Origin of the sequence: Tellurirhabdus bombi (assembly GCF_021484805.1) — a bacterium.
GTDB lineage: Bacteria > Bacteroidota > Bacteroidia > Cytophagales > Spirosomataceae > Tellurirhabdus > Tellurirhabdus bombi.
On record NZ_CP090557.1, the window covers coordinates 346,593 to 366,297 of the forward strand.

Genomic DNA, 19,705 nt, shown 5'->3' on the forward strand with positions numbered 1-19,705 from the left:
GATCACGTAGTAAGTGGCAATATGTCAATCACATACGATCATATTCCTTTTTCCAGTCAAGTAGCCATGAAACCAGACTTTGAAGCCTTATTCGCCGCTTATATCAAAGCGTATACGCGGGAAATAGCTCACATAACAACCAAGTAAACTTAATCAACCAAACCTTTAAACTTTCGCAACACAATGAAAAAACTAGTAGCACTCCTTATCCTTACTTTCGCTTTTGCCTGTACAGAATCGACTGTTATTCCGCAAAGTAAACCAGCTCAGAAAGCTACAAAAAGCAGGGCCAATGCCCGCATCGCAACGGGCACGATCTGGAAATTTGAGGACTACGAAATAAACGTGGACTTCCTCAATTTGTACGGAAACCAGCCCGTGAATAAGGATGATTTCGAGGCTCAGTACAGTAGCTGTTTAACGGGCAATGTTCATTTGCACTTTGACGACTACCAGACAGCGCACCTGGTAAATGGCAACTGCCCTACGTATATATCTACGCATAGTAATACTGCATTGAGTCACTGGATATATTACGAAACATATCCGTATGGTGGTCAGCAGATTATGTATCTAGTAGAAAACGGATTATTCAGAATGACGCGGATTCTAGGGCAGAGCTTCAACTTTGAAACTCGCAGCTATATGCTGGATTACTACGAAAACGACACCCTAATGGTGTGGACGTATCAGGATGGCAATGCCATTAAAAAAGTGTACTGGCGTCGTATACAATAGGGAATTAGCCCCGTAAACGTTTACGGGGCTAAACTAAAAAGTAATAAACTAAACCTCGGTATGGCAACTAAAAAATTAGAAGTAGGTGATAGGCTTTTTTCGGAGGGTAGCTGGTCAGATTGGATAATCACTATTCAATCGGTTACGGAGACAGAGGCAATCGGCGAAGATGGAAGGGTTCGATTTCCGCGAGTGTTTACAGAGGGAAATGGCTACCTAGACATGCAATCGACACTTGATCACACATCTTGGTATTTAATCAAATAACCTCGGGATGGAAACACTCAAGCCCGGAGACAATGTAGTTACCAAGACAATAAGAAGAGTTTGGCTATGGGGCAAACTTTGGCCCGTACTAGACCGTCACATTGGCCTTGTCGTTGCCGTAGAACCGCAAGGCATTCTGTTAAATGATGGGCTGTATTATCCTGTCTCTGAATTAGAAAAAACATTCAAATAGCGTCGGCAAAATGAAAACATCTGAAATTTTCGCAGCCCTTGAAGAAGGTAAAAAAATTATCCTAGAGGGACAAAATGTGCCAATAGAGCCAAAAATATATTACGGAAAATTACAGGGAGTTACGCCATCAGGACCGGGCACTATTTTTTATAGTGAAATAGGTATAATAACAAGCATTGTTAAAAATCCAGAACGCTGGAATATAGTCCAATAACTGTCCGAAAAAATGGAAAACGAAACCTTAGAAAATATAGCCTCCGACTTGGAAGAAGCACTGGGGGAATGGATAGGCGTGGATGAAGTCTATTGCCCCGAACGACTGGTTCCAGTTAAGCGAGCTTACGACAAAGTTCAAGAACTACTCACTCAATAATCGTCCGAATAAAATGGCAGAAATTAAGAGAGAAGCTAAGATGTTTATGGTGACCTACGTGTGTGACAAATGCGGAGAAGGAGAAATGGTTCTACAAAGGAATAAACCAGTCCTAATGAGTAATCCACCTCAATACTCGCATGAATGTGACAAATGCGGTGATGTGCAACGACTCAACAAAGCATACCCATATCCTGATATTCACTAGTCCAATAACCTCCGCTATGGAAACAAAATTTAAAGTAGGTGAGAAAGTTCAACACATTGATGGCGAATATGGCACCATACAGGCCATAAGAAGCCAAGATCGAAGTGGGGAGCAAAACTATCTGGTTTCAGGGCTAAGAGATGAAAATAAGCGACCGTACGGGTATCCTATAGTCGCAGGGGAGTCTCGCCTTAGAAAGACCGTCAACCAAGACAAACAACTCAAAAATCAAGTCCAATAATGTCCCAATAATTGACACCAAGCCCTACCCACCAGTAGGGCTTTTTTTATTGCTAAAAAATAAATTCTTATTTTCGCTTGCGTAAATAAAATACAATCACTTACTTTGTAGAGAAGAAAGGATAAACTAAAGCCGCAACGTCGCGGCGACCCCCGACTGAGGGTAATCAGCACAGGGTGGAACTCCCGTACCCGGATGGTAACTCGTCCTTTCTTCCTGACCCGCGCCAACGCAGAGCGCCAGTACCATCTCGGATTTTTTATCTGGGCAAGCGAGTACGCTGCTCGGGTCGCAAAAGGCTTCTCGGCAAAGGAGGCCATGCGCTCCGCTGGCGAAATAGCTTTCGCGGTGTGCAGCACTGATTGGGAGCAGGATGCGCTGTACGACCTGATCATGGTATGCTTCCCCGACCACGAGTCGCCAGTCGAGTTTCTGGTGGGCGGACAGAAGGTTCGTGGAACGATTCGTTGGCGGCTTGAAGACGCTTATCCAGAAGTCGTTTAACCTGGGGGCAAAAGCCCTCTTTTTTTGTTATGGAAGAGAAAAAAAAGAGAAAGCCGGGCGGCGGACGAAAACCAAAAGACGCATCTGGCAAAAAAGAACAGGCTAGCTGGTGGCTAGCGCCAGACGTGGTAAACCAGATCAGACTACAGCCCAACCAGGCTGAATATATCGAATCGTTGGTAAGAAAGGATATGGATTCGACGTCCGAATAATTGACACCAAGCCCTACCCACCAGTAGGGCTTTTACCGTTAAATCAATACAAGAATTAATCTTGATAAAAATATTGTTTTTATCAAAAAGGGGCTTATCTTTGTAATGTCGATCAGGGAGATCGGCGCAACTCAAAACACAAAAAAAATGCAAACTGCAATCGCTTCTTTCGTCTCTTTAAACCTGCCAGAAGTTAAATCTTACGTTCATAAAGCTGACGGCGGCATGATGACTCAAAACCGTACTGTACGGTTGGATTGGGAACATAAGTTCGATATGTACCAATCAGATTGGCTTAATGATCTACTGGCTAAATATGGTGAAATTATCCAGAACCGTCTTAAACTGACCGATGATGAGATTAGTAAATTCGAAATCCTTGGCCCTGTACTACGTAGCGAATTAGAATACGTTTTTTCTGGTGCTGGCGAAACAGCCTTAAGTTTGGTACTTGAAAGAATGTTTGAGTACGCAAGTATCCAAGTAGCGAAAGGCAATCCCGATCCAGAAAAAGCTTACACCGCCTAACAACAACAAGCCCCCTGACCTACTTGCACTAGGACCAGGGGGCTTTCAAAACACGCCCAAAGATATGGAAAAAGAGAAAACCCACGGCGGGAAACGCCAGGGCGCTGGCAGGAAAGAAGGGAAAACAAAAATCTCCATACCTGTTACCCTCGATACGGATCTGATAGAGTACATTGATACATTAGGCAAAAAACGCTCAGCTGTGATTAACAAAATCATTCGCACGCATAAGGATCGTATTGAGCAGATGATCCGGGAAGCGGATGAAGCTAATGAACGCTTTGAGTCCGTGCTAGGACTATAAAAGACATCTTTTTCATCCGTTTATTTGACCGTCGCCTGAAGCGTACTCAGGTCAATTTCCGCCTCCTGAGCGAAATCCGCTAGAGCCTCTTTTGCGTCAACAAATCCAATCAGGCCAGACCGGTCATTATAGCCCTCAATGGATTTATATTTCGTGTAATGGAGTGAATAGACTGGGTTGATGATGTAAAAAGCACCGGACTTGCCAACGAACTGGGCCTTTTCTTTGGGAATTTTAACGATGGGTTGTGACATGGGGCGAAGATAAAGCAAATTCACTCGACATACGTGTCGAGTGAATTTTTTCATTGGATCACCGTGACCCCAAACGCCCTGGTGCCCCCGGCCAGTGCCAGACCCGCCTTCAGATACAACCTGACGTATCCATCCTGCTCAACCTTCCCGTAGAAATAGGCCAGCGATCCTAATAGCGAACTGGGCAGCTCAATTGACACCATGCTTGGCTTTGATGCCACGATCCCAGGCACCGCAATATCATACGATGCCGTACCGCCGAGTGCCAGTAGCCCCATGGCCACATTGCCGGTGCCATTATACAGGGTTAAGCTACTGGCCAGCCTGGTACGCTCCTGAGCCGTGAGTAGTCCCGCGTGGGTATGATCGCCCGCTGCGGCGGTGGTTGCCGTGGTGCCGATCTGAAGTAGTACGGGTTTGCCCGTTAAGTCTCCGTACGCCCCGGAAGTAGCGACTATGGCCAGATTGGGCAATGCAGCAATGGTTGGCTTGCCGATCAGATCGCCGTAGAAACCCGAAAACGCCACGGGGGCAAAGCTGGGCTTTCCCGTCAAATCTCCGTAGTTACCCGTGAGGGCCACGGAAGCCAAAGCCGGTATGACGGGGATAGTGGGCTTATCACTCAGATCATTATACGAACCCGACCGGGCAACCTGAGCAAGCCCAGACAGACTAGCCGTGTGTTGATTCACCAGGCCAATAAGGCTGTTTATTCCTGCCGTATTGCTGGATACTGTCGCACTCAGGCTATTAATCTGACTCGTATGACTAGATAATATCCCCCCTTGAATGGCTAGTATCGCCTGTTGATTGTTGGTCTGAAGCGTAACGGCTCTAACAGAGTCCGAAGCCTGCTTGGAATACAGGGCTTTGCCGGACTGGGCTTTTATGTGCTGCTCCAGCGTCTGGGCACTACCGGCCAGACTAAGCAGGGATAGCGAAAGGATGAGTAGCTTTTTCATGCGGTCTGTTTGAAGAAGAGTGCGATTTCTAAGGGAGTGCCGGGTTTGTAGCGGTACAGGTCGCCCGTGATCTGGTTAAAAATCAGCTTCGGCGTGGAACCGCTGGCTGCTGAATCGCGCTCAGTGTCACTATCGACCGGCACCACGACGCCGGCATCGCCGCTACCCATCTTTTCCATCTGGGTTCCAATCATGCTGAATAGCTGCTCAATGGCTGCTTTGAGGTTTTCCCGATCCGTATCGTTTTTCAGGTTTGGGGCAATGATATTGACCGGCACCCCATTGATGGACTCAATGGTATTGTACATAATGCCCACGGAGTTGCTGCGGGGAGCGCTCATGTTTACGCCCAGGTAAAAACCATCGTCGGTGAAAGAGATATTGAGCCGGGTATTGAAGGCGTAGAACCTTTTCCCGTTCCGAAGAACACACACGCCATCGGCGGCGCGGTAAAAAGCGAATGTGGTCATAGCTGCTAAGTAGATAAGTACATTGCAGCCGGGAGGAATTATTGATTCAAATTTAATCAAACTTTATTGATTATAATTGTATAAATTTTGAATGACAGAATTATGGCCGCGCCGACGGGAAATAAGTTTGCTGTAGGAAATAGTGGGGGGAGGCCTCCGATATATGCTGATGCGACAGTTTTGACTGAAAAGATTATAGAGTTTTTTGAGTGGTGCAAGGGGGAGTCCCACACTGAAACTAGAACGAGAACCAAAATCGATAAGGAGACTAAACAGCCCATTATTGAAGACTACGATATTGTAGTTTGGGACAGGCTACCCGAGCAGCCGAATATAACAAATTTGGCTTTGTTTTTAGGCTTTGATTCAAGGCAGTCTTTTTATGATTACGGCAACATTGAAGAGTTTTCTTACACTATAAAAAGGGCGAGACTAGCGATTGAAAACTACTATGAAGATCACCTTCTTGGAGACTCGGCAACAGGTGCCATTTTTGCTTTAAAAAACTTCGGATGGAATGACAAGACTCAACTCGAACACTCTGGTAAAGATGGAGGTCCGATTGAACACAGTAGGAAAGTAAACTACGACGATTTAACCGACGAAGAATTAGAAATCATTATCGCCCGTGGTAAGCCCACTCAGTGAAATACAGATAGCCGAATCGAAACTGGCTGAACGAGCCTATGCCCGTCGTAACTTCCGAAACTTTGTTCCCGTAGTTCGGCCTGGTTACGACATGCGCTGGTTTCATCGGGTTATTGCTGATGAGTTGCAGAAGGTCTATGAGCGCAAGACGCGAAAACTGATGATCTTCGTCCCGCCCCAGCATGGCAAATCAGAACTGTCTACCCGTTCGTTTCCAGCCTGGGTGCTCGGCAAAAACCCCAATGAGAAAATAGCTATTGTTTCTTACGCCGCCGGTATCGCTTCAAAGTTTAACCGGGATATTAAACGCCGGATGGAAATCAGTGCCTATCGCAACCTGTTTCCAAAAACGAGGCTATCCGACGGGCGGGATGGATATACTAAAAATAACCTGGAATTTGAGATTGTCGGTGCTGATGGGTACGGTTACTCTGTTGGGGTTGAAGGTGCGCTGACTTCAAAAACGGTAGATATGGGTATCATTGATGATCCTGTAAAAGACCGGCAAGACGCCCAATCGCTTACAATCCGCGAAAACACTTGGGATTTCTACACCGACGTATTCGAAACCCGCCTGCATAACGAATCCGTTCAGGTGCTGATTCAGACGCGTTGGCACGATGATGATTTATCGGGGCGCTTGCTCGTTCGCGATGGCATCTATAGCGAATATAATCCGACCGGTTGGCGGGTTGTCTCCTTCCCTGCCCTAAGAACCGAAGATCAGAACGACTTTGATCCCCGCCCCGTCGGTGTTGCCCTTTGGCCCGAACGTCATTCACAGGAGAAGATCGAAAAGATCAAAAAAGATAGCCCAGTCACCTTTAACGCGCTTTACCAGCAAGACCCTAAACCGTCACTTGACGCTTTGGTTTATCCGAACTGGCTGCAATGCGAAGCTTTCCCCAAATACTGCAACCGTGTTGTGTACGGCCTTGACTTTGGATTCACTAATGATCCGACCGCTTTGGTTCGCGTTGGTGTTGATCGCAAAGCCTGTTATTTGGAAGAACTAATTTACCAAACCGGCCTGACTACCTCAAAGTTGGCCGAACTAATGAAGGCTATCGGTATCAAGCCTTATGATCTCATCATTGCTGACAGCGAAGAGCCCAAAACCATCGCTGAACTTCAGCAACTCGGATTCACGGTATTGCCTGCCATTAAGGGGCCAGGTTCACTTAATGCGGGCATCAACAAAATGAACGAGTATCAGGTCTGGTATACCGCCGCAAGCTCTCACATTGCTAAAGAATCAAAGCGATACCAGTGGGTAATGGTCGGAAATAAGCCCACTAATATCCCCGTCGAAGGTCACGATCACGCTCTGGACGCCGCCCGTTACGCAGTTTACACTTTATTCAAACAAGATTCCTTCGGAGAAATTGAGGTTTACTAATTTTTATCAATTCAAATAATTTTGACTGTTATTTGAATCAACTTTGAATTAGTGTATTATTGCAATGCAGTTCTGGAGGAAACCCCAACCCCACGCTTGAACTACCGCCCGTTCAGCTGGAGCGGGGCATCTAAGACTGCACTGCATTACTTCCCCAGAGCGGCGTTCACCAAAAACGCTTTCGTTTTCTCATGTCAGAACGTCTTTACGCCATATCGGACCAGATTGCCGGTATGCCTGCTCCGCCCGATGATCCCGGCTACGACGTAGTTCCGGGTAATGTCATTAAGATGGCGATAGTTCTTCTGTCTATTAACCCGTTCACGGGTGCTACCATCATTACCTCGAACGGTTGGCAGACCGCCTTGACCGCCGATCCGCTGGGTGTCTACATCACCAAATACATCGACAATTTCACTATTCCAGCCAGCGAAGTAATCGCTGAAGGGGGTGGCGATTCCACGACCTGGAACGGCGTTCGCCGGGTTCGGGCCTTGAACTCCGTGACGGGCACCGGCATGATTTCCGGCATCTCGCATCTGGAATACAAGGCCATGAAGAAATTCATTTCGTTGTCGGGGAATTTCCAGCAAGGAACGCGACTGGGTCTGATCTTCTTCCACGAAGGCACGGCCATTACGGCACTGTCTACGGGAAAAGCGATTCCAGCCTACAACATCGTGGTTACTGATCCGCCGCTGGGTGGCAAACTGGGGGCTTCGTTTGATGTCAATATCAGCTTTGACCTGCCGGGTGGATGGGCCAGCGACATTGGCCTTTTCGAGGCCGCAGCGGGATTTGCCCCGTCGAACCTGGAAAATGCCCCCGCCTAAAAAAACGGTATTGATCCGGCTTTCGAACGGGAAGCCGGTAAAGTTTCCACCCAAACAGGCCATTAAGCTTTTGAAACTTCAAGAACGCACTGGCTTTGTCGATTACAAGTTACCCGACACCACCACCAATGAGCCTGACAGCCCAGCAGATAATCCAGCGAATAAAACAGCCCGTCAACGCGGACGCTCTTCAAAAGGGAGCTGAAGACAACGATAGGCAGCGTTTTCATTCCAAGCTGGCAGGCAATAAAGGCGAGGCGGGGCCTTACTACGCCAAGTTTATCAAGTACATCGGCGGGGTGTTGGATGAGTTGGACCGGCCCGAGAACGAGAATTTCAAGACCCAGCGTTTTGAATCCCTGATGACCTGGCCGCTCACGTCGTCCCGCATGGTGTCGGATTCCGCCGATGGGTATTCCAAATGCTTTACAGCGGAAGACCGGCTCATTGAAACCGACTTCACCGATGAAGCCCTGAGCGAAGACTGGCAGGGGTTTCTGGCCCAGATACGCTTTGAAGACACGCTGCGCAAGCGAATATTCACCCAGGCGTTGCAGGCGGCCAACGCGGTTTGGGTGGTGGATTTACCCCAGGTACAAAAATCAGATTACCCCGAACCAGCGATTCTGATTCGGGAATTTGGCGCTATCAAGGACATTGAAGCCGATAAGTTCGGCGGCGTGGCCTGCGTCATCTACTCGATTTCATCACTGGTTGATGCCGATGGTAAAGAGACCACCAAGCGGTGGGTTGGGGTTGATGACCAGTCTTACCGGTTGATTCACCAGCCCATAAACTCGGAAGCCTACACGGTGCATCTGGACATCCTGCACAACCTGGGCCGGTGTCCGGCGGGTTTTGTGTGGCACGAAGTCTTAGACCCCAACAGTCCTTTGCGGCGCGAGTCGCCGATTCACGGGCTTATGGGTTCCTTCGATGAGTTCATTGCTACGCGGGGATTCCGGGAACACAGCGATACCTACGCCGCCTGGAAGATCATTCGCCAGTACAAAACCAAGTGCGATTACGTCAGCAACCAGGGCGAACGCTGCGAGGAAGGCGTTGTTCGGATAATCCATTACTACTCCGACGGGATAACGGCCAAGGGGTCAACTAGCCGGGCTTGTCCGTCCTGCTCCAAGAGAAAGCCCATTGGTCCCGGTACGACGTTCAAGGTGCCGATGCCCACCAGCAAAGACCAGCCCGACCTGAAAGACCCGATTGGGTTTGTGGAAGGGTCTCGGGAAATACTGGACTACGTAGCCGAAAAGATCAAGACGCAGGAAGAAAGCCTGCATTTTGCGTTGACGGGCGACCGGGGCAATGTAGACCAGACCGCCCAGCCGGTCAATGCCGATCAGGTAGCGGCGCGAATCGAAAGCCGGAAAGACGTGGTGAAATGGTGGGCTACCAACATGGAACGCGTCAATGCGGAGTTGTTCGACGCTTTAGCCGGGCTTCGCTACGGGGATCAGTACCTGGGTTCGACGGTCAACTACGGGGATGAGTTTCACTTGGTGAGCGTAGCCGAAGCGGAACTGGCCTACCTAGATGCCCAGAACAAGGGGATGCCCATGTACATTCTGGGTGAAAAGCGGGCCAAACTCACGAGCCTGATTGCGGGGGCTTCCGAACGGCGTCGGCTCAGGCTGGACATTCTTTCGCAGTTGGAGCCCTACCCCGATGTTGCCCTCTCGAAGGTGCAGCAGGGCACGCCGGATCACGAGTTGAAAGCCGGATTTTCCAGCTACATCGCCCGGTTTGAACGGGAGTACTTACCCATTGAGCAGGTTGCCCTGGGTAAAAGCATGGCCGCCCGCATTACGTTTATCCGTACCGAACTGCTCAAATACGTCAAAGAAACGATGGATTCCTGGCCGGTGCCGGATCCCGTAGATCAACCTTTTAATTCCAACAAAAATGGGAAAGCAGCAAGAAAACCAGCCACTGCAAACGCCGGGGCTTAACCCGACCGACGATAAGAAGACCGAAGGGCAAACCAGTCATTTGCCGACCAGTGATCCGAACCAAAAGGATTCCGAGAAGAAGGACGACAATAAGGATTCGGAATTGGAAACCCTGCGGAAGCAACTGGAAGAATCTAACAAAGAGCGCGACGAGTTAAAGTCGAAGAACGCTGATCTGGAGCAGACCAACGCCGACCAGAGCGCCCTTTTGACCAAGAAAGCCGCCGAAGAAACGTCTTCGAAACCGGAAAATAACCCGATTAATGCAGGGGTCACTACGGCGACCAATACGCCTACCCGTAAATATCCCGTGTTTTTGAAAGGCGACAAGAAAAAGCAGTTTCCGATCACAACCGAGGGCCAGTTGGATGGGGTTATTGTTCGCCAGACCCGCATGGAAAAGCTCCGGGACCGTAGCGTAGAAGTACCGGCCGATGATCTGAACGAGTTCGCGATCTATTCGAAAGAAGAGTTCGTGCGCCATTCCGAAAAGGGCGGCACGTTCGACAAACTGAAAGTCAAATACGAAGTACTGCATGAGCCGGGCCAAACCGACTCGATTGCTGACTAATGGTCTGTAACCATTCGCTAACCTCCATAACTGCAACCATTACCCATGAGTGACGTAGCCATTACCGTTGATGCCGTGAAGCAGGCCATTGCTTCAAATCCCGAGTTACAGGGACAGCTTTTTGAGACATTCGAGCCGGATTTTACGACCTATCTGACTGGAACCAAAAAGATGATTGTCGCTAGTGAAACAGACTTTGCCGCTGACCGGCAAAAGCTGATCAATGACACGACCAAAGCCATGCATGAGAAATGGGAAACTGTCTTGCAGCCCGTATTGGGCAAAAAGCCAGATGGCCCTAATGTTTTGGCCTGGGCCGATCAGACTTTCAAAACCAAGAAGCTGATAGCCTCAGATAGCGATGGCCCTGACGGTCAGGTAAAGAATCAACAGATTGACCAACTCACTCAGGAAGTCAATAAGCTTAAAACAAGCTTAGAAGAAAAAGACAAAGCTGTTTTTGGGGCCAAAGTGAACAGTTCGGTAACGTCGGCTATTGACAGCCTGAATTTCCCGGTACCTGCACACTTAGCCAAAGACGAAAAAGCCAAAGCCGCCTTTCTCAAAGACCAGAAAGCCGCTGCTAAAGCGCTGTTCGGCGGACTATACACCCCCGAAGAAATGAAAGACGGTGCTGTTGTTTTTAAAGACTCAGAAGGCAACGTGCTGGCCGACAATGGTACGCCACTGACAGCGGCCCAAATCTTCGAGAAAAACCACAGCCATATGCTGGCCCCGAAAGGTCGTCAACAGAACGGCACGGGTTCCGCAGACGATGCAAATCACTCGGAAAGCCCTGACTATAAAGGGGCGACCGAAGACGAGATCATTGATAAGCTCGCAGAAGAGAAGCTGGCAGCCGGGTCAATGGCTTGGCAGGAAGCCTACAAGAAGGCGATGGCCGCTGCGGGTATTCCGATCAAGTAATCGACCCGCACCAAAGTAAAACGTGAAGCTCCGGACTGCAATCATGGTTTCACGCTAATTAAGTTACCACTATGGCAGGCTTAGCCGCTACCGTCCTGCAAAAAGCCATTTTCAAGGCTACGCAGAACTTTATGAAATTCGAAACCCGCCGTCCTGATCTAGGATTGGTGGAAGCGTACGACAAATACAAAGACATGGTTGTCCCTACGACTGCCATGGCCGCCGCCCGCGCATCGGCATCCCGTCCGCTGGAAATCTCCGTACTGAAACGTAAACAGACGGAGATTCTGGAAGAACGCAGTCCGACGCTAACGGGGGGCAACTCAGAATCGGCCCGTGTGCCACTGAACTTTAAAACGTTCGGTTTCGAGGTGGGTTTAACCCGTGCCGTGAATGCGGATAACGACTTTTCGGCCACGGAAGATTTGGCCAACCAGATCGAACAGGGTATTCGAGACATGCTGATTGAAGTGGATGAGTGGCTGGCTGGTGTTACGGAGCTTAGCAAATATTCGGCACTACCGGCATCAAGCCTGATGAATGTCAGTGCGGGTGCTTACGAGACAACCACAAAAGACATCTTCGTGAATCTTCCTGCGGTGATGCGTAAGCTGATGCTGCGCGGCCCGTACCAGATGATGACTAACGTGGAATCGCTGGCCAACTTCACCAATATGTCTACTTACGGTGCCCAGAACGCCCGTAACCTGGAAAAATTGCTGGCTGGCTACGAGTTCACCTACTCGCACAACCTGACGCCGGGGGCGGGCAACAAAGAGGTGTATTTCGCTACGCCGGTCGGCTCACTGGCAATTGTGCCTTGGGTTGAATGGGATGCTCGCAACCCGCCTGAAGCGTCGAATCAGCTGGGCTATGGCACAATGGAAATGGAGTTTGCCTCGCTCTCGGGCTACAACTTCAATTTACCAATGGGCTACATGATGCTAGGTGGTCCGCAGGACAAATCGGCTATTCGTAGCGGGTTAGAGCGGGCCTACACGCAGGCATGGGGTTTCTTCGTGGACTTGGCTGCTATCCACTCCTTTAGCTCGGAGGCTGGAAAATCGCCAATCGTGAAGTACAACGCCAGCGACATCTAAGCCTTACGGCACTAAGTAATCAAGTGCGGGCGGCGGGTCCAACGACTCACGCCCGCCTACTTAAATCAACTGTTGTTACCAGATTTATCAACATGAAAAAGCTACTGTTTTTACTATTCGCGTTCGCTCTGGCCATTGTTGCGGCATCCACCGAATCCAAGGCTCAAAGCCAGACACTGCCAACAGCGAATAAGGTGATCTATACGACGAATGCAGTCGAATTGCAGGATTCCACCAACAAGATTGCGATTGTCTTCCGCAAAGGCACCGTGCGCGTCCATACGCGGGGGTTTGGCGGCGGGCAGGCCACGTTTGTCGAGCAGGGTTCAGGGGCGGTGCTGTTCAAAGCGCCGGTGCGCAACTTCCGAATCGTGGGGGTTTCCAACGCCGCAACGAATGCATCGGACAGTTTAAAGATACTTAGCTTGAAGGCGACGCCTTTCTAGCTGGGGTTGAGATTGATAGGGTTTAGGATAGGTGCCCGGTTGCTGATTTTCGGTAGCCGGGATTTTACATACAGGCGGGTAGTTCAGTGGTAGAATGTCGGTCTCCAAAACCGTTGATGCAGGTTCGATTCCTGCCCCGTTTGCCAAATTTTCACTCCAATCAAACCTCCAATTTTATGTCAAGCCTTGGCGAATCACGCGTACGGACATCGTTCAACCCATCCCAGAATGATACTGTTTCAACTATCAAACAGGACTCAGCAGCCCTAATTAACAAGATCAATGAGTTGCCAGTGCCAGAAAAATGCACTCAGAATCCTGGTGAATTTCTGCGTTTAAAGTCTCTGGCTTTAACTGCCATTGAGGAAGCAGCAATGTGGGCCGTAAAAGCGGCTACAATCTAAGAATTAAGCCCGGTCAGCCGGGCTTAATTAACCTAAACCATCTCACTCATCAAAAACACATTAGTTATGAATGCTAAATCAAAAGCAGCGCCTAAGGCTACTGATAATTCAAAAGAAGTTGCCCAGAAGTTAATCGGATTGAAGCCTGAGAGCAACAATAAATTAACTGATGCGGTGAATGTGCTGACCGATGCTTTGAAAAAAGATCCTGACTTGTATTTCGCGTGGCAATCCAATATCGCTATGCCGTTTCAGGATGAAGCGGCTCGCCAAAACGTAGCCATTGAGCCTAAAAAGCTGCATGAGATCGCCAACAAGGCCGCAAAGAACTTTTTGGATGTACTGATTAATCAGAAGTGAGTATGAACCGCGCCGCACTCACCGCCTTACTATTGCCCTTAATCGGGTTCCGCGAAAACCCGAATCTAGCCCCGTTCCCGGAAGAATTGAAGGGAACAACAACGGGCCAGTACGTAGATGGATTGCACGAGCTGCTTTCCACGCCCCGGCTGCTCAACACCGCCAAACCGTTTTCAAACCAGATCGAAGCCACGGACTGGTTGGCCCAAAAGCGCAATGATGCCATTTCTGCGGTACTTACGGCGGTGGAAGGTCGGTTTGCGTCTGAGGGTTGGCAGTCGATCCGGGTCGGAGCTAAACCCCTGCTTACTGAGATAGCCAACCCGTCTCCGATTGGTCGGTCGTCCATGCGGCGATTGGGGCTACTTCTGGAGCTAAGCCAGCAGGACGTTTCGGCAACGATCAAACGGATTCGTCTAACAACATCATTGCCGGCTACCCTAACGGTCTACCTGGTGGAAGAAGGTTCGTCGGAAGCCATAGCCACGATGGAACTTACATCGGGCGTCTGGACAAACGTTAACTGGCCCTCTTTATCCCCAGATACGGCGTATTCGCTGGTGTATTTGGAAGACGATCTGGGGACAGCGGGCATTCTGAACACGTTGGGCGGTTGGCCCAAAGCGGGTGCCGGGTGTGGCAATTGCACGACCGGCCTATGCAACTACGTCAAGGTGTCGGGCCTTGTTATCAATGCGTTTGGATTGGCCGAAAAGCGATTGGATGCCAACTTCGGGCTGAATGTGGTCATGGAAGTGCGGGGCGATGCCAGTGCAAGACTGATTCAGGATCCGGCACTGCTCATGCCCGCCTACGCTGCTCAGCTCAAACACACCTTGTTGAACGCGATCGCTTTTTCGGAGCGTCATTCTGGACAAGCCGACGAAGCGATGACAGGGGCCATTTTCTCGCTGTATGACAAAGACAACAAGCATACGGTAGTGGCTGAAGTGCAGGCAGCCATTGATAAAATGGTACTGGGGCTATCCAAGCAGGTGAACCCGCAGCTATCGGAGAGCTACGTCGAACAGATTGAAGTCGGACATATCTAACTAAAGAAATGGGAACTGGATTTGGGAATGATTGGGGCAAAGGTTGCGGCTGGCTTTTATTGATTATTGGGCTTCTGTTGATGGGTGTTGGTATCGGCATCTGGGAAGTTTTTAAGTGGCTATATGTGCATGTCGATATAAATGTCAAGTAGATGAAAAAAGTCGCCTTAGCCAAGGTGTTTGCCCGCCCGCTGGAACAACTCAACCCTGAGCGGGCACTGGCTGAAGCGATGCGTCAGCACAGGCAGGACATCATTGATGTGCAGCAGGATCAGATGTATTCTGGTGTCGAATCAACGGGTAGCCCCATTGAGCCGTTTTATTCCCACTTTACCAAGCAAATCAAGGAAGAGAAAGGGCAACCGACTGACCGGGTAACGCTGAAAGACACGAGTAGCTTTTACAACAAGATGCGGACCAAGACGACCCAGAAGCAAACGGAGGTCACGTCATCTGATTCAAAAACGGGCGAACTGGTCGAGAAATACAGCGAAAACATTTTCGGACTTACGCCTGCCAACACCAACACCGTGGGTCAATGGGTTAAGCCCACCTTTCAGAAAATCATCAAGAATCAGCTCAAATGAACGAACCGGCGCACTTAGACGAAGCGATTAACCGCGTGATCTGCCAGTTGAACAGATTGCCCTGGAAAGGCAAGATACTGGGGCGGGTCTGGGAAGCTGAGCGGTCCATCGTGGGCAAAGACCGCCCGACGTTGATTCCCCGCGCTCATTTGCAGGGATCGGAGTACGAAGATGCCCGGCCCAGTGATAAGTTCGATAGTTTACTCGCTTTTTATCCCATTCCGTCCGAAGGGGAAAAAGCGGATTTCTACCGGCTGAACCACTCCAAACGCCACGCCATACGCTCGGAGCGCAAGATTCACTTGCTGGGCTGGATTAACCTGCAACAGACAGCCATGCAGTTAGAGCGCTGCAAGATTGACCTGTACAAAGCCCTGAAAGAAGAACCTTGTGTCATTCGGATTGAAAGCTGGCTAGATGGCCGGTTTACCGAGGTTTGGCGACCTTTTGAACTGGTTGATGCTGAACGCAAATACGACCTGTATCCTTTTGCTTGTTTCCGCGTAGAAATAACCCTGTTTTACATCGAACCCCACAAAAATGCTTAAATACTCCGTCCACGGCCTAACGTTCAATCTCTATGATTCGATCAAAGAATTACCTTCGTCTGTATACCAGAAAGCGAAACAATACGATGTCCTGGCTTCGGAACTGGCATACACTAAGGAGATGCTTGACCAGCAAAAAGCGCAGCTAGGTCTGCTCCGGGAACTGGGCAGCAAGCCCCAGGCCGCGCAACTGGAAATCAATATCCGGCTGTCCGAGGGACTGATCGAAGCGAATTTTCGCCCTGACCGGTTGGCCTGGGCAACCTACGTGAAGTGGAATCGCCGGATGTCGGAATCAGAACTGGATGAACACATCACGGAGCTACTGGGTAAGGGCTTGACGGACGAATACATCGGAGATATGATGAGCCGGGTCAATCAGAAGATTTCCGGCGAGGTCAGGCGGTATTTTAAGAGTCGAAACAAACAGGGCAAAACGCTGAACGAAGCCGAGCGGTACCGCCAATACTTACTGGCCAAGCTCACATGGTATCAGGAGCCGACGGATGAGAATAAGCAGAAGTACAAAAGCCTGCTCCGTCAAATGCTGGAAGCCCGCCCCATCCTGAGCTTTGACGGGGAAGACAGCGTGATTGTCGAACTGGAAAAAAACTACGCCAAGCTGTGCGTATCGCTCACCGAATGCGGGTGCCCGGACCCGGCCCGCCTGACGGTGTTTGAGTTATATACCTGGCTGGAAACGCAGGAAGAAAAATACGAAGCCCACAAAAAAGCCTTGACAAAAGATGCCCCTAAACGACGCTAATTTTTTGATGTGGTTTGACGAAGCCGAAGACCCTTTTGCCTGGGAGATTCCCCGTCCGTTCGTGCGGGAGCCGGAAGTACTAAGCCCTGTTGTGTGGCTGTTACCGGGGGAACGGACGCATATCTACATCAATACAGTGGATAATACCCCTATTCAATACAATGATGGCGTAGGGATTATTATCTATGACGAAAAGGGAACGCCTACGCTGCTTGAAACAGCTTTGTATCTGGCTGAATTTCCGGGCGGATCGCATCTCTACGGCTCCTTTGTAACACCGGGGGGTGCCAAGCAGGGACTTTGCCGGTTGAAGCTGGGTAACAAGTTGACCCAGTGGCTTTGGGTATGTAGTCCTGAACAGGCTCAGCAATTCACGGTGCTGGCCAAGTTTCGCAATTCGCGGCGGTTACAGAACATCCGCTACGCCTATTTGCCGGATGATTTCTACCAGCAGATCAGAATCCGCCTGGCCAACCGGGGTGAAGAACCTGCGCACGATAAAGAGGTATATACCGAGGCTAGTACGGGCAAGCGTCGCCATTATTACTCAGAACCCAATCTGGTTACCACATTCATTACGCCGGAATATTCCCGTTGGGCGCACCGGGCAATGGCATCGCTACTGGAACACGATACGCTATTGCTGAACGGTCGGAAATACAGTTATGACGGGGGTTATAAAGCCAACATGACCGAAGCGGACGAGCTGTCGACCGGGGAGTTTACGGTAAGGGATGAATCGTATAGCACGTTACACCGAGCGTAGATACTCGGGAAGTTGGGGTAACTTGATCGGGTTGTTGTGGGTTTTAGCGCATGCGCGGGCAAAGTCCCCAATGGCGTCTGTACTAATTTCTCCGATTTGTCGCTCAGCCTTTTTTAAATCATCTAAGGCTTGTAAAAAGGAAGGAGATAGGGCGAAGGTAAAACTTAATGATTCTCTTTTCATTATGGTGGGGAAACTAAAAGATTTCTATTCCTCAATAAATACAAGCTTCGTATTCAGCGAAACACTCATTATACCCATTTTGCCACCATTATTCAATACTAATAGCATTTGGGGTTGCTTGCCATGTTTGATGCGAAGTTGTTCGATTTTGCAAATTTGTTCAGAGCTATAATCACCCGATACAAAATTATTTGTATAAATATCCGAATTGGGGTCAATATCCTGCTTGAAGCACCGTATTTTTTTACCTATTAATAAGTCAGAAAGTAAATACTCAATTGATTTTGTATCCAATTTGATCATGTTATGGTTGATGTTTACTTTTTGGGCCTAATTTAAGGTCAGCTCGCCAGTTCTTTAAGATAGTAGTAGATAAACTTACCATCTACACTAATTACCCTTTCGTCTATAATAAAATAAGAGTTACATTCTGTACTAATTAGAACATCTTTATATACGGGTAAAGCTCGAAAAGATGCATAGAACACCTCTATGCATTCAAATATTTCTTTGACAAATTGACAAAAACTATTAAAATCTTCCCAGTCTTTTGATTTAAGAAAATCATCGCCAAGTCCTCTAATATAAACCTTCCAACCATTTACCATGGTGTAGGAGTTGTGAATTGTATAATAAGCTCGAACTTCAAAATCACAATCCTGTTCTCCTTTTAAAATAGAAATATTCTTAGCGACCATCTCGTGTGCTTTTCTCCCGAACCGCGCTTTCCACATACGCGGTCTTGTCGGATTGTTTATCAAGAATTTCAATGACATCGGTGGCAAGCTTAGCGTTAAATCGCTTGCCCTCTTTAGCTCTTCTGCCTGAATTTGAAGGTCTTTTTTTTGGCGTACCGTCCGCGTTTATCCCTTTTGGCATTACAGGGGATTTAGTTTAAAGGTGGATGTTATATCCATTACAAACATATTGTTGAGTATATCAGTATAATACTGATTCTCTTTAAAATAATTAATAATGCTCGTGAAGGGGTCTTTATCATCCATAATTTCACGTCCATTGGCCTGCCGAGACCATTTACGGACTTGTTCTGCACTAGCCCCCGTTCTCAGGTTATTACCCATAGTGAGTCGCAATAAGAATAACTTCCCCCAAAACGCTGAAATATCTTCCACTTGTCTTGTATCGCGAATGGTGTATAACTCAGCGATTTCATACAGACGCTCGGGCTCTTTCGGCTTTGGTTGTTCCCATTTTTTAGTAGATGGAAAGGCGCCTATTATCTCCCATCCGGCCTGGAACATTATTGATTTTCCGGCGCAATCTCTGTCAATCTCTTTAAAGACTGCGATTTTATGAGAGTCAATTAACTTGCGCCACAATTCTGCTTGCTTAAACATTTCATCGGCCCTTTTTTCTAATTCTAAGCATTCTTTAGCGCTTATTACTGAGGTTTGCATATTCTTTTTGGGTTTTTATAAAAATACAACTTCTCTCATTTATACACAAGTTTGAATTATGAATTTTCTGCTTGTAAATAGATTTTGCTCGTTTGTCTGAAAATGCGTAGAATTGAGAAATCAAATCCCTGTCATGGCTATATTTTTCTCTTGGATTGTCTTTGCTTTTGTTGCGGCTGCAATTGGTTCTAGCCGAAAAATTGGCGGCATCGCCACGTTCTTTATCTCAATTTTTTTTAGCCCCATTGTAGGCATTATAGTTGCCCTGGCCTCAAAGCGCAAAGATCAGGAGAAATTCGAGCAGGAATTGCTGAAAACCCAACGGCGAAACGAGTACGGGAGTGAGTATCTGGGAAAATCAAATGAGCTTTACCGACTCAAAGATTTGCTGGATAAAGGCGTGATTACCGAAGACGAATTTCAGGATCAAAAAAGAAAGCTTTTGGGTGAATAATGAATAATCCGTAAATTAAGGC

29 protein-coding genes and 1 tRNA gene are annotated in these 19,705 nt (G+C 48.5%); 24 read left to right on the top strand and 6 right to left on the bottom strand.

Features of this window, described 5'->3' with window-relative positions; translation table 11 throughout:
• The first annotated feature begins 183 nt into the window (after window positions 1-183).
• The 7 genes from L0Y31_RS01505 (at window position 184) to L0Y31_RS01535 (ending at window position 3,568) form a co-directional block, all read left to right on the top strand.
• Entirely contained in the window at window positions 184-738 is a 555-nt protein-coding gene (locus tag L0Y31_RS01505; RefSeq protein WP_234735302.1) for a hypothetical protein, read from the top strand.
• A 470-nt stretch (window positions 739-1,208) separates the two neighbouring features.
• Entirely contained in the window at window positions 1,209-1,412 is a 204-nt protein-coding gene (locus L0Y31_RS01510) for a hypothetical protein (RefSeq protein ID WP_234735303.1), read from the top strand.
• A gap of 12 nt (window positions 1,413-1,424) precedes the next feature.
• Window positions 1,425-1,571: a hypothetical protein gene (locus L0Y31_RS01515; RefSeq protein WP_234735304.1), complete on the top strand. Its 147-nt coding sequence runs from the start codon at window positions 1,425-1,427 to the stop codon at window positions 1,569-1,571.
• Between the two features lie 767 nt (window positions 1,572-2,338).
• The gene (locus L0Y31_RS01520) at window positions 2,339-2,524 is read left to right on the top strand and encodes a hypothetical protein (protein WP_234735305.1); all 186 of its coding nucleotides are present in this window, start codon (window positions 2,339-2,341) and stop codon (window positions 2,522-2,524) included.
• A 29-nt stretch (window positions 2,525-2,553) separates the two neighbouring features.
• Window positions 2,554-2,736 (top strand): hypothetical protein, encoded by a 183-nt coding sequence (locus tag L0Y31_RS01525; RefSeq protein ID WP_234735306.1) that lies wholly within the window; start codon window positions 2,554-2,556, stop codon window positions 2,734-2,736.
• A gap of 147 nt (window positions 2,737-2,883) precedes the next feature.
• On the top strand, window positions 2,884-3,264 hold the full coding sequence (locus L0Y31_RS01530; RefSeq protein ID WP_234735307.1) for a hypothetical protein: 381 nt from the start codon (window positions 2,884-2,886) through the stop codon (window positions 3,262-3,264).
• A gap of 64 nt (window positions 3,265-3,328) precedes the next feature.
• Window positions 3,329-3,568 (top strand): hypothetical protein, encoded by a 240-nt coding sequence (locus tag L0Y31_RS01535; RefSeq protein ID WP_234735308.1) that lies wholly within the window; start codon window positions 3,329-3,331, stop codon window positions 3,566-3,568.
• 20 nt (window positions 3,569-3,588) lie between these two features.
• On the opposite strand, the gene L0Y31_RS01540 is transcribed toward L0Y31_RS01535, so the two are convergent.
• From L0Y31_RS01540 to L0Y31_RS01550, 3 genes are read right to left on the bottom strand one after another with little or no spacing between them, the layout of a single operon-like run.
• Entirely contained in the window at window positions 3,589-3,822 is a 234-nt protein-coding gene (locus tag L0Y31_RS01540; RefSeq protein WP_234735309.1) for a hypothetical protein, read from the bottom strand.
• A gap of 50 nt (window positions 3,823-3,872) precedes the next feature.
• A complete protein-coding gene (locus L0Y31_RS01545; protein ID WP_234735310.1) occupies window positions 3,873-4,784 on the bottom strand; it encodes a hypothetical protein in 912 nt (303 codons plus the stop codon).
• Window positions 4,781-5,254, bottom strand: a complete 474-nt coding sequence (locus L0Y31_RS01550; RefSeq protein WP_234735311.1) for a hypothetical protein — start codon at window positions 5,252-5,254, stop codon at window positions 4,781-4,783. The genes L0Y31_RS01545 and L0Y31_RS01550 overlap by 4 nt, the downstream gene beginning before the upstream one ends.
• 87 nt (window positions 5,255-5,341) lie before the next feature.
• Between L0Y31_RS01550 and L0Y31_RS01555 the strand changes: the two genes are divergently transcribed.
• From L0Y31_RS01555 to L0Y31_RS01625, 16 genes are all read left to right on the top strand, one after another.
• On the top strand, window positions 5,342-5,902 hold the full coding sequence (locus tag L0Y31_RS01555) for a DNA-packaging protein (RefSeq protein WP_234735312.1): 561 nt from the start codon (window positions 5,342-5,344) through the stop codon (window positions 5,900-5,902).
• Window positions 5,883-7,301: a terminase large subunit gene (locus L0Y31_RS01560; RefSeq protein ID WP_234735313.1), complete on the top strand. Its 1,419-nt coding sequence runs from the start codon at window positions 5,883-5,885 to the stop codon at window positions 7,299-7,301. The genes L0Y31_RS01555 and L0Y31_RS01560 overlap by 20 nt, the downstream gene beginning before the upstream one ends.
• 191 nt (window positions 7,302-7,492) lie before the next feature.
• Window positions 7,493-8,134 (top strand): hypothetical protein, encoded by a 642-nt coding sequence (locus tag L0Y31_RS01565; protein WP_234735314.1) that lies wholly within the window; start codon window positions 7,493-7,495, stop codon window positions 8,132-8,134.
• A gap of 128 nt (window positions 8,135-8,262) precedes the next feature.
• Complete coding sequence (locus tag L0Y31_RS01570; protein ID WP_234735315.1) at window positions 8,263-10,101, top strand: hypothetical protein; 1,839 nt, start codon at window positions 8,263-8,265, stop codon at window positions 10,099-10,101.
• Window positions 10,055-10,672: a hypothetical protein gene (locus L0Y31_RS01575; protein WP_234735316.1), complete on the top strand. Its 618-nt coding sequence runs from the start codon at window positions 10,055-10,057 to the stop codon at window positions 10,670-10,672. Before L0Y31_RS01570 ends, L0Y31_RS01575 begins: the two co-directional genes overlap by 47 nt.
• A gap of 45 nt (window positions 10,673-10,717) precedes the next feature.
• Window positions 10,718-11,599, top strand: a complete 882-nt coding sequence (locus tag L0Y31_RS01580; RefSeq protein WP_234735317.1) for a hypothetical protein — start codon at window positions 10,718-10,720, stop codon at window positions 11,597-11,599.
• Between the two features lie 71 nt (window positions 11,600-11,670).
• Entirely contained in the window at window positions 11,671-12,699 is a 1,029-nt protein-coding gene (locus L0Y31_RS01585) for a hypothetical protein (protein WP_234735318.1), read from the top strand.
• Between the two features lie 92 nt (window positions 12,700-12,791).
• Window positions 12,792-13,145 carry a hypothetical protein gene (locus tag L0Y31_RS01590; protein ID WP_234735319.1) on the top strand — a complete coding sequence of 118 codons (354 nt, stop codon included), beginning with the start codon at window positions 12,792-12,794 and terminating at the stop codon, window positions 13,143-13,145.
• Between the two features lie 72 nt (window positions 13,146-13,217).
• Window positions 13,218-13,291 (top strand) — tRNA-Trp (locus L0Y31_RS01595).
• Window positions 13,292-13,321: 30 nt separating this feature from the next.
• Window positions 13,322-13,549: an Acb2/Tad1 domain-containing protein gene (locus L0Y31_RS21085; RefSeq protein ID WP_455432034.1), complete on the top strand. Its 228-nt coding sequence runs from the start codon at window positions 13,322-13,324 to the stop codon at window positions 13,547-13,549.
• Window positions 13,550-13,615: 66 nt separating this feature from the next.
• A complete protein-coding gene (locus tag L0Y31_RS01600) occupies window positions 13,616-13,909 on the top strand; it encodes a hypothetical protein (RefSeq protein ID WP_234735320.1) in 294 nt (97 codons plus the stop codon).
• A 2-nt stretch (window positions 13,910-13,911) separates the two neighbouring features.
• Complete coding sequence (locus L0Y31_RS01605; RefSeq protein ID WP_234735321.1) at window positions 13,912-14,961, top strand: hypothetical protein; 1,050 nt, start codon at window positions 13,912-13,914, stop codon at window positions 14,959-14,961.
• Between the two features lie 152 nt (window positions 14,962-15,113).
• Window positions 15,114-15,548 carry a hypothetical protein gene (locus L0Y31_RS01610; RefSeq protein ID WP_234735322.1) on the top strand — a complete coding sequence of 145 codons (435 nt, stop codon included), beginning with the start codon at window positions 15,114-15,116 and terminating at the stop codon, window positions 15,546-15,548.
• Window positions 15,545-16,096: a hypothetical protein gene (locus L0Y31_RS01615; protein ID WP_234735323.1), complete on the top strand. Its 552-nt coding sequence runs from the start codon at window positions 15,545-15,547 to the stop codon at window positions 16,094-16,096. The genes L0Y31_RS01610 and L0Y31_RS01615 overlap by 4 nt, the downstream gene beginning before the upstream one ends.
• Entirely contained in the window at window positions 16,089-16,862 is a 774-nt protein-coding gene (locus L0Y31_RS01620; RefSeq protein ID WP_234735324.1) for a hypothetical protein, read from the top strand. Before L0Y31_RS01615 ends, L0Y31_RS01620 begins: the two co-directional genes overlap by 8 nt.
• Window positions 16,843-17,628 (top strand): hypothetical protein, encoded by a 786-nt coding sequence (locus L0Y31_RS01625; RefSeq protein ID WP_234735325.1) that lies wholly within the window; start codon window positions 16,843-16,845, stop codon window positions 17,626-17,628. The genes L0Y31_RS01620 and L0Y31_RS01625 overlap by 20 nt, the downstream gene beginning before the upstream one ends.
• A gap of 207 nt (window positions 17,629-17,835) precedes the next feature.
• Here the strand turns inward: L0Y31_RS01625 and L0Y31_RS01630 are convergent, their stop codons facing one another.
• The 3 genes from L0Y31_RS01630 to L0Y31_RS01640 form a co-directional block, all read right to left on the bottom strand.
• Complete coding sequence (locus L0Y31_RS01630; protein WP_234735326.1) at window positions 17,836-18,114, bottom strand: hypothetical protein; 279 nt, start codon at window positions 18,112-18,114, stop codon at window positions 17,836-17,838.
• Window positions 18,115-18,152: 38 nt separating this feature from the next.
• Window positions 18,153-18,509, bottom strand: coding sequence for a hypothetical protein (locus L0Y31_RS01635; protein WP_234735327.1), 357 nt, complete (start codon window positions 18,507-18,509; stop codon window positions 18,153-18,155).
• Window positions 18,510-18,689: 180 nt separating this feature from the next.
• Window positions 18,690-19,229: a hypothetical protein gene (locus L0Y31_RS01640; RefSeq protein ID WP_234735328.1), complete on the bottom strand. Its 540-nt coding sequence runs from the start codon at window positions 19,227-19,229 to the stop codon at window positions 18,690-18,692.
• Between the two features lie 133 nt (window positions 19,230-19,362).
• On the opposite strand from L0Y31_RS01640, the gene L0Y31_RS01645 reads away from it, so the two are divergent.
• On the top strand, window positions 19,363-19,683 hold the full coding sequence (locus L0Y31_RS01645; RefSeq protein ID WP_234735329.1) for an SHOCT domain-containing protein: 321 nt from the start codon (window positions 19,363-19,365) through the stop codon (window positions 19,681-19,683).
• Window positions 19,684-19,705: the final 22 nt, after the last annotated feature.

Bases quoted from the DNA above. Each gene is read 5' to 3' on its own strand.
- L0Y31_RS01505 (WP_234735302.1), top strand. From the start codon at position 184: ATGAAAAAACTAGTAGCACTCCTTATCCTTACTTTCGCTTTTGCCTGT.
- L0Y31_RS01510 (WP_234735303.1), top strand. From the start codon at position 1,209: ATGAAAACATCTGAAATTTTCGCAGCCCTTGAAGAAGGTAAAAAAATT.
- L0Y31_RS01515 (WP_234735304.1), top strand. From the start codon at position 1,425: ATGGAAAACGAAACCTTAGAAAATATAGCCTCCGACTTGGAAGAAGCA.
- L0Y31_RS01520 (WP_234735305.1), top strand. From the start codon at position 2,339: ATGCGCTCCGCTGGCGAAATAGCTTTCGCGGTGTGCAGCACTGATTGG.
- L0Y31_RS01525 (WP_234735306.1), top strand. From the start codon at position 2,554: ATGGAAGAGAAAAAAAAGAGAAAGCCGGGCGGCGGACGAAAACCAAAA.
- L0Y31_RS01530 (WP_234735307.1), top strand. From the start codon at position 2,884: ATGCAAACTGCAATCGCTTCTTTCGTCTCTTTAAACCTGCCAGAAGTT.
- L0Y31_RS01535 (WP_234735308.1), top strand. From the start codon at position 3,329: ATGGAAAAAGAGAAAACCCACGGCGGGAAACGCCAGGGCGCTGGCAGG.
- L0Y31_RS01540 (WP_234735309.1), bottom strand. From the start codon at position 3,822: ATGTCACAACCCATCGTTAAAATTCCCAAAGAAAAGGCCCAGTTCGTT.
- L0Y31_RS01545 (WP_234735310.1), bottom strand. From the start codon at position 4,784: ATGAAAAAGCTACTCATCCTTTCGCTATCCCTGCTTAGTCTGGCCGGT.
- L0Y31_RS01550 (WP_234735311.1), bottom strand. From the start codon at position 5,254: ATGACCACATTCGCTTTTTACCGCGCCGCCGATGGCGTGTGTGTTCTT.
- L0Y31_RS01565 (WP_234735314.1), top strand. From the start codon at position 7,493: ATGTCAGAACGTCTTTACGCCATATCGGACCAGATTGCCGGTATGCCT.
- L0Y31_RS01570 (WP_234735315.1), top strand. From the start codon at position 8,263: ATGAGCCTGACAGCCCAGCAGATAATCCAGCGAATAAAACAGCCCGTC.
- L0Y31_RS01575 (WP_234735316.1), top strand. From the start codon at position 10,055: ATGGGAAAGCAGCAAGAAAACCAGCCACTGCAAACGCCGGGGCTTAAC.
- L0Y31_RS01580 (WP_234735317.1), top strand. From the start codon at position 10,718: ATGAGTGACGTAGCCATTACCGTTGATGCCGTGAAGCAGGCCATTGCT.
- L0Y31_RS01585 (WP_234735318.1), top strand. From the start codon at position 11,671: ATGGCAGGCTTAGCCGCTACCGTCCTGCAAAAAGCCATTTTCAAGGCT.
- L0Y31_RS01590 (WP_234735319.1), top strand. From the start codon at position 12,792: ATGAAAAAGCTACTGTTTTTACTATTCGCGTTCGCTCTGGCCATTGTT.
- L0Y31_RS21085 (WP_455432034.1), top strand. From the start codon at position 13,322: ATGTCAAGCCTTGGCGAATCACGCGTACGGACATCGTTCAACCCATCC.
- L0Y31_RS01600 (WP_234735320.1), top strand. From the start codon at position 13,616: ATGAATGCTAAATCAAAAGCAGCGCCTAAGGCTACTGATAATTCAAAA.
- L0Y31_RS01605 (WP_234735321.1), top strand. From the start codon at position 13,912: ATGAACCGCGCCGCACTCACCGCCTTACTATTGCCCTTAATCGGGTTC.
- L0Y31_RS01610 (WP_234735322.1), top strand. From the start codon at position 15,114: ATGAAAAAAGTCGCCTTAGCCAAGGTGTTTGCCCGCCCGCTGGAACAA.
- L0Y31_RS01615 (WP_234735323.1), top strand. From the start codon at position 15,545: ATGAACGAACCGGCGCACTTAGACGAAGCGATTAACCGCGTGATCTGC.
- L0Y31_RS01620 (WP_234735324.1), top strand. From the start codon at position 16,089: ATGCTTAAATACTCCGTCCACGGCCTAACGTTCAATCTCTATGATTCG.
- L0Y31_RS01625 (WP_234735325.1), top strand. From the start codon at position 16,843: ATGCCCCTAAACGACGCTAATTTTTTGATGTGGTTTGACGAAGCCGAA.
- L0Y31_RS01630 (WP_234735326.1), bottom strand. From the start codon at position 18,114: ATGATCAAATTGGATACAAAATCAATTGAGTATTTACTTTCTGACTTA.
- L0Y31_RS01635 (WP_234735327.1), bottom strand. From the start codon at position 18,509: ATGGTCGCTAAGAATATTTCTATTTTAAAAGGAGAACAGGATTGTGAT.
- L0Y31_RS01640 (WP_234735328.1), bottom strand. From the start codon at position 19,229: ATGCAAACCTCAGTAATAAGCGCTAAAGAATGCTTAGAATTAGAAAAA.
- L0Y31_RS01645 (WP_234735329.1), top strand. From the start codon at position 19,363: ATGGCTATATTTTTCTCTTGGATTGTCTTTGCTTTTGTTGCGGCTGCA.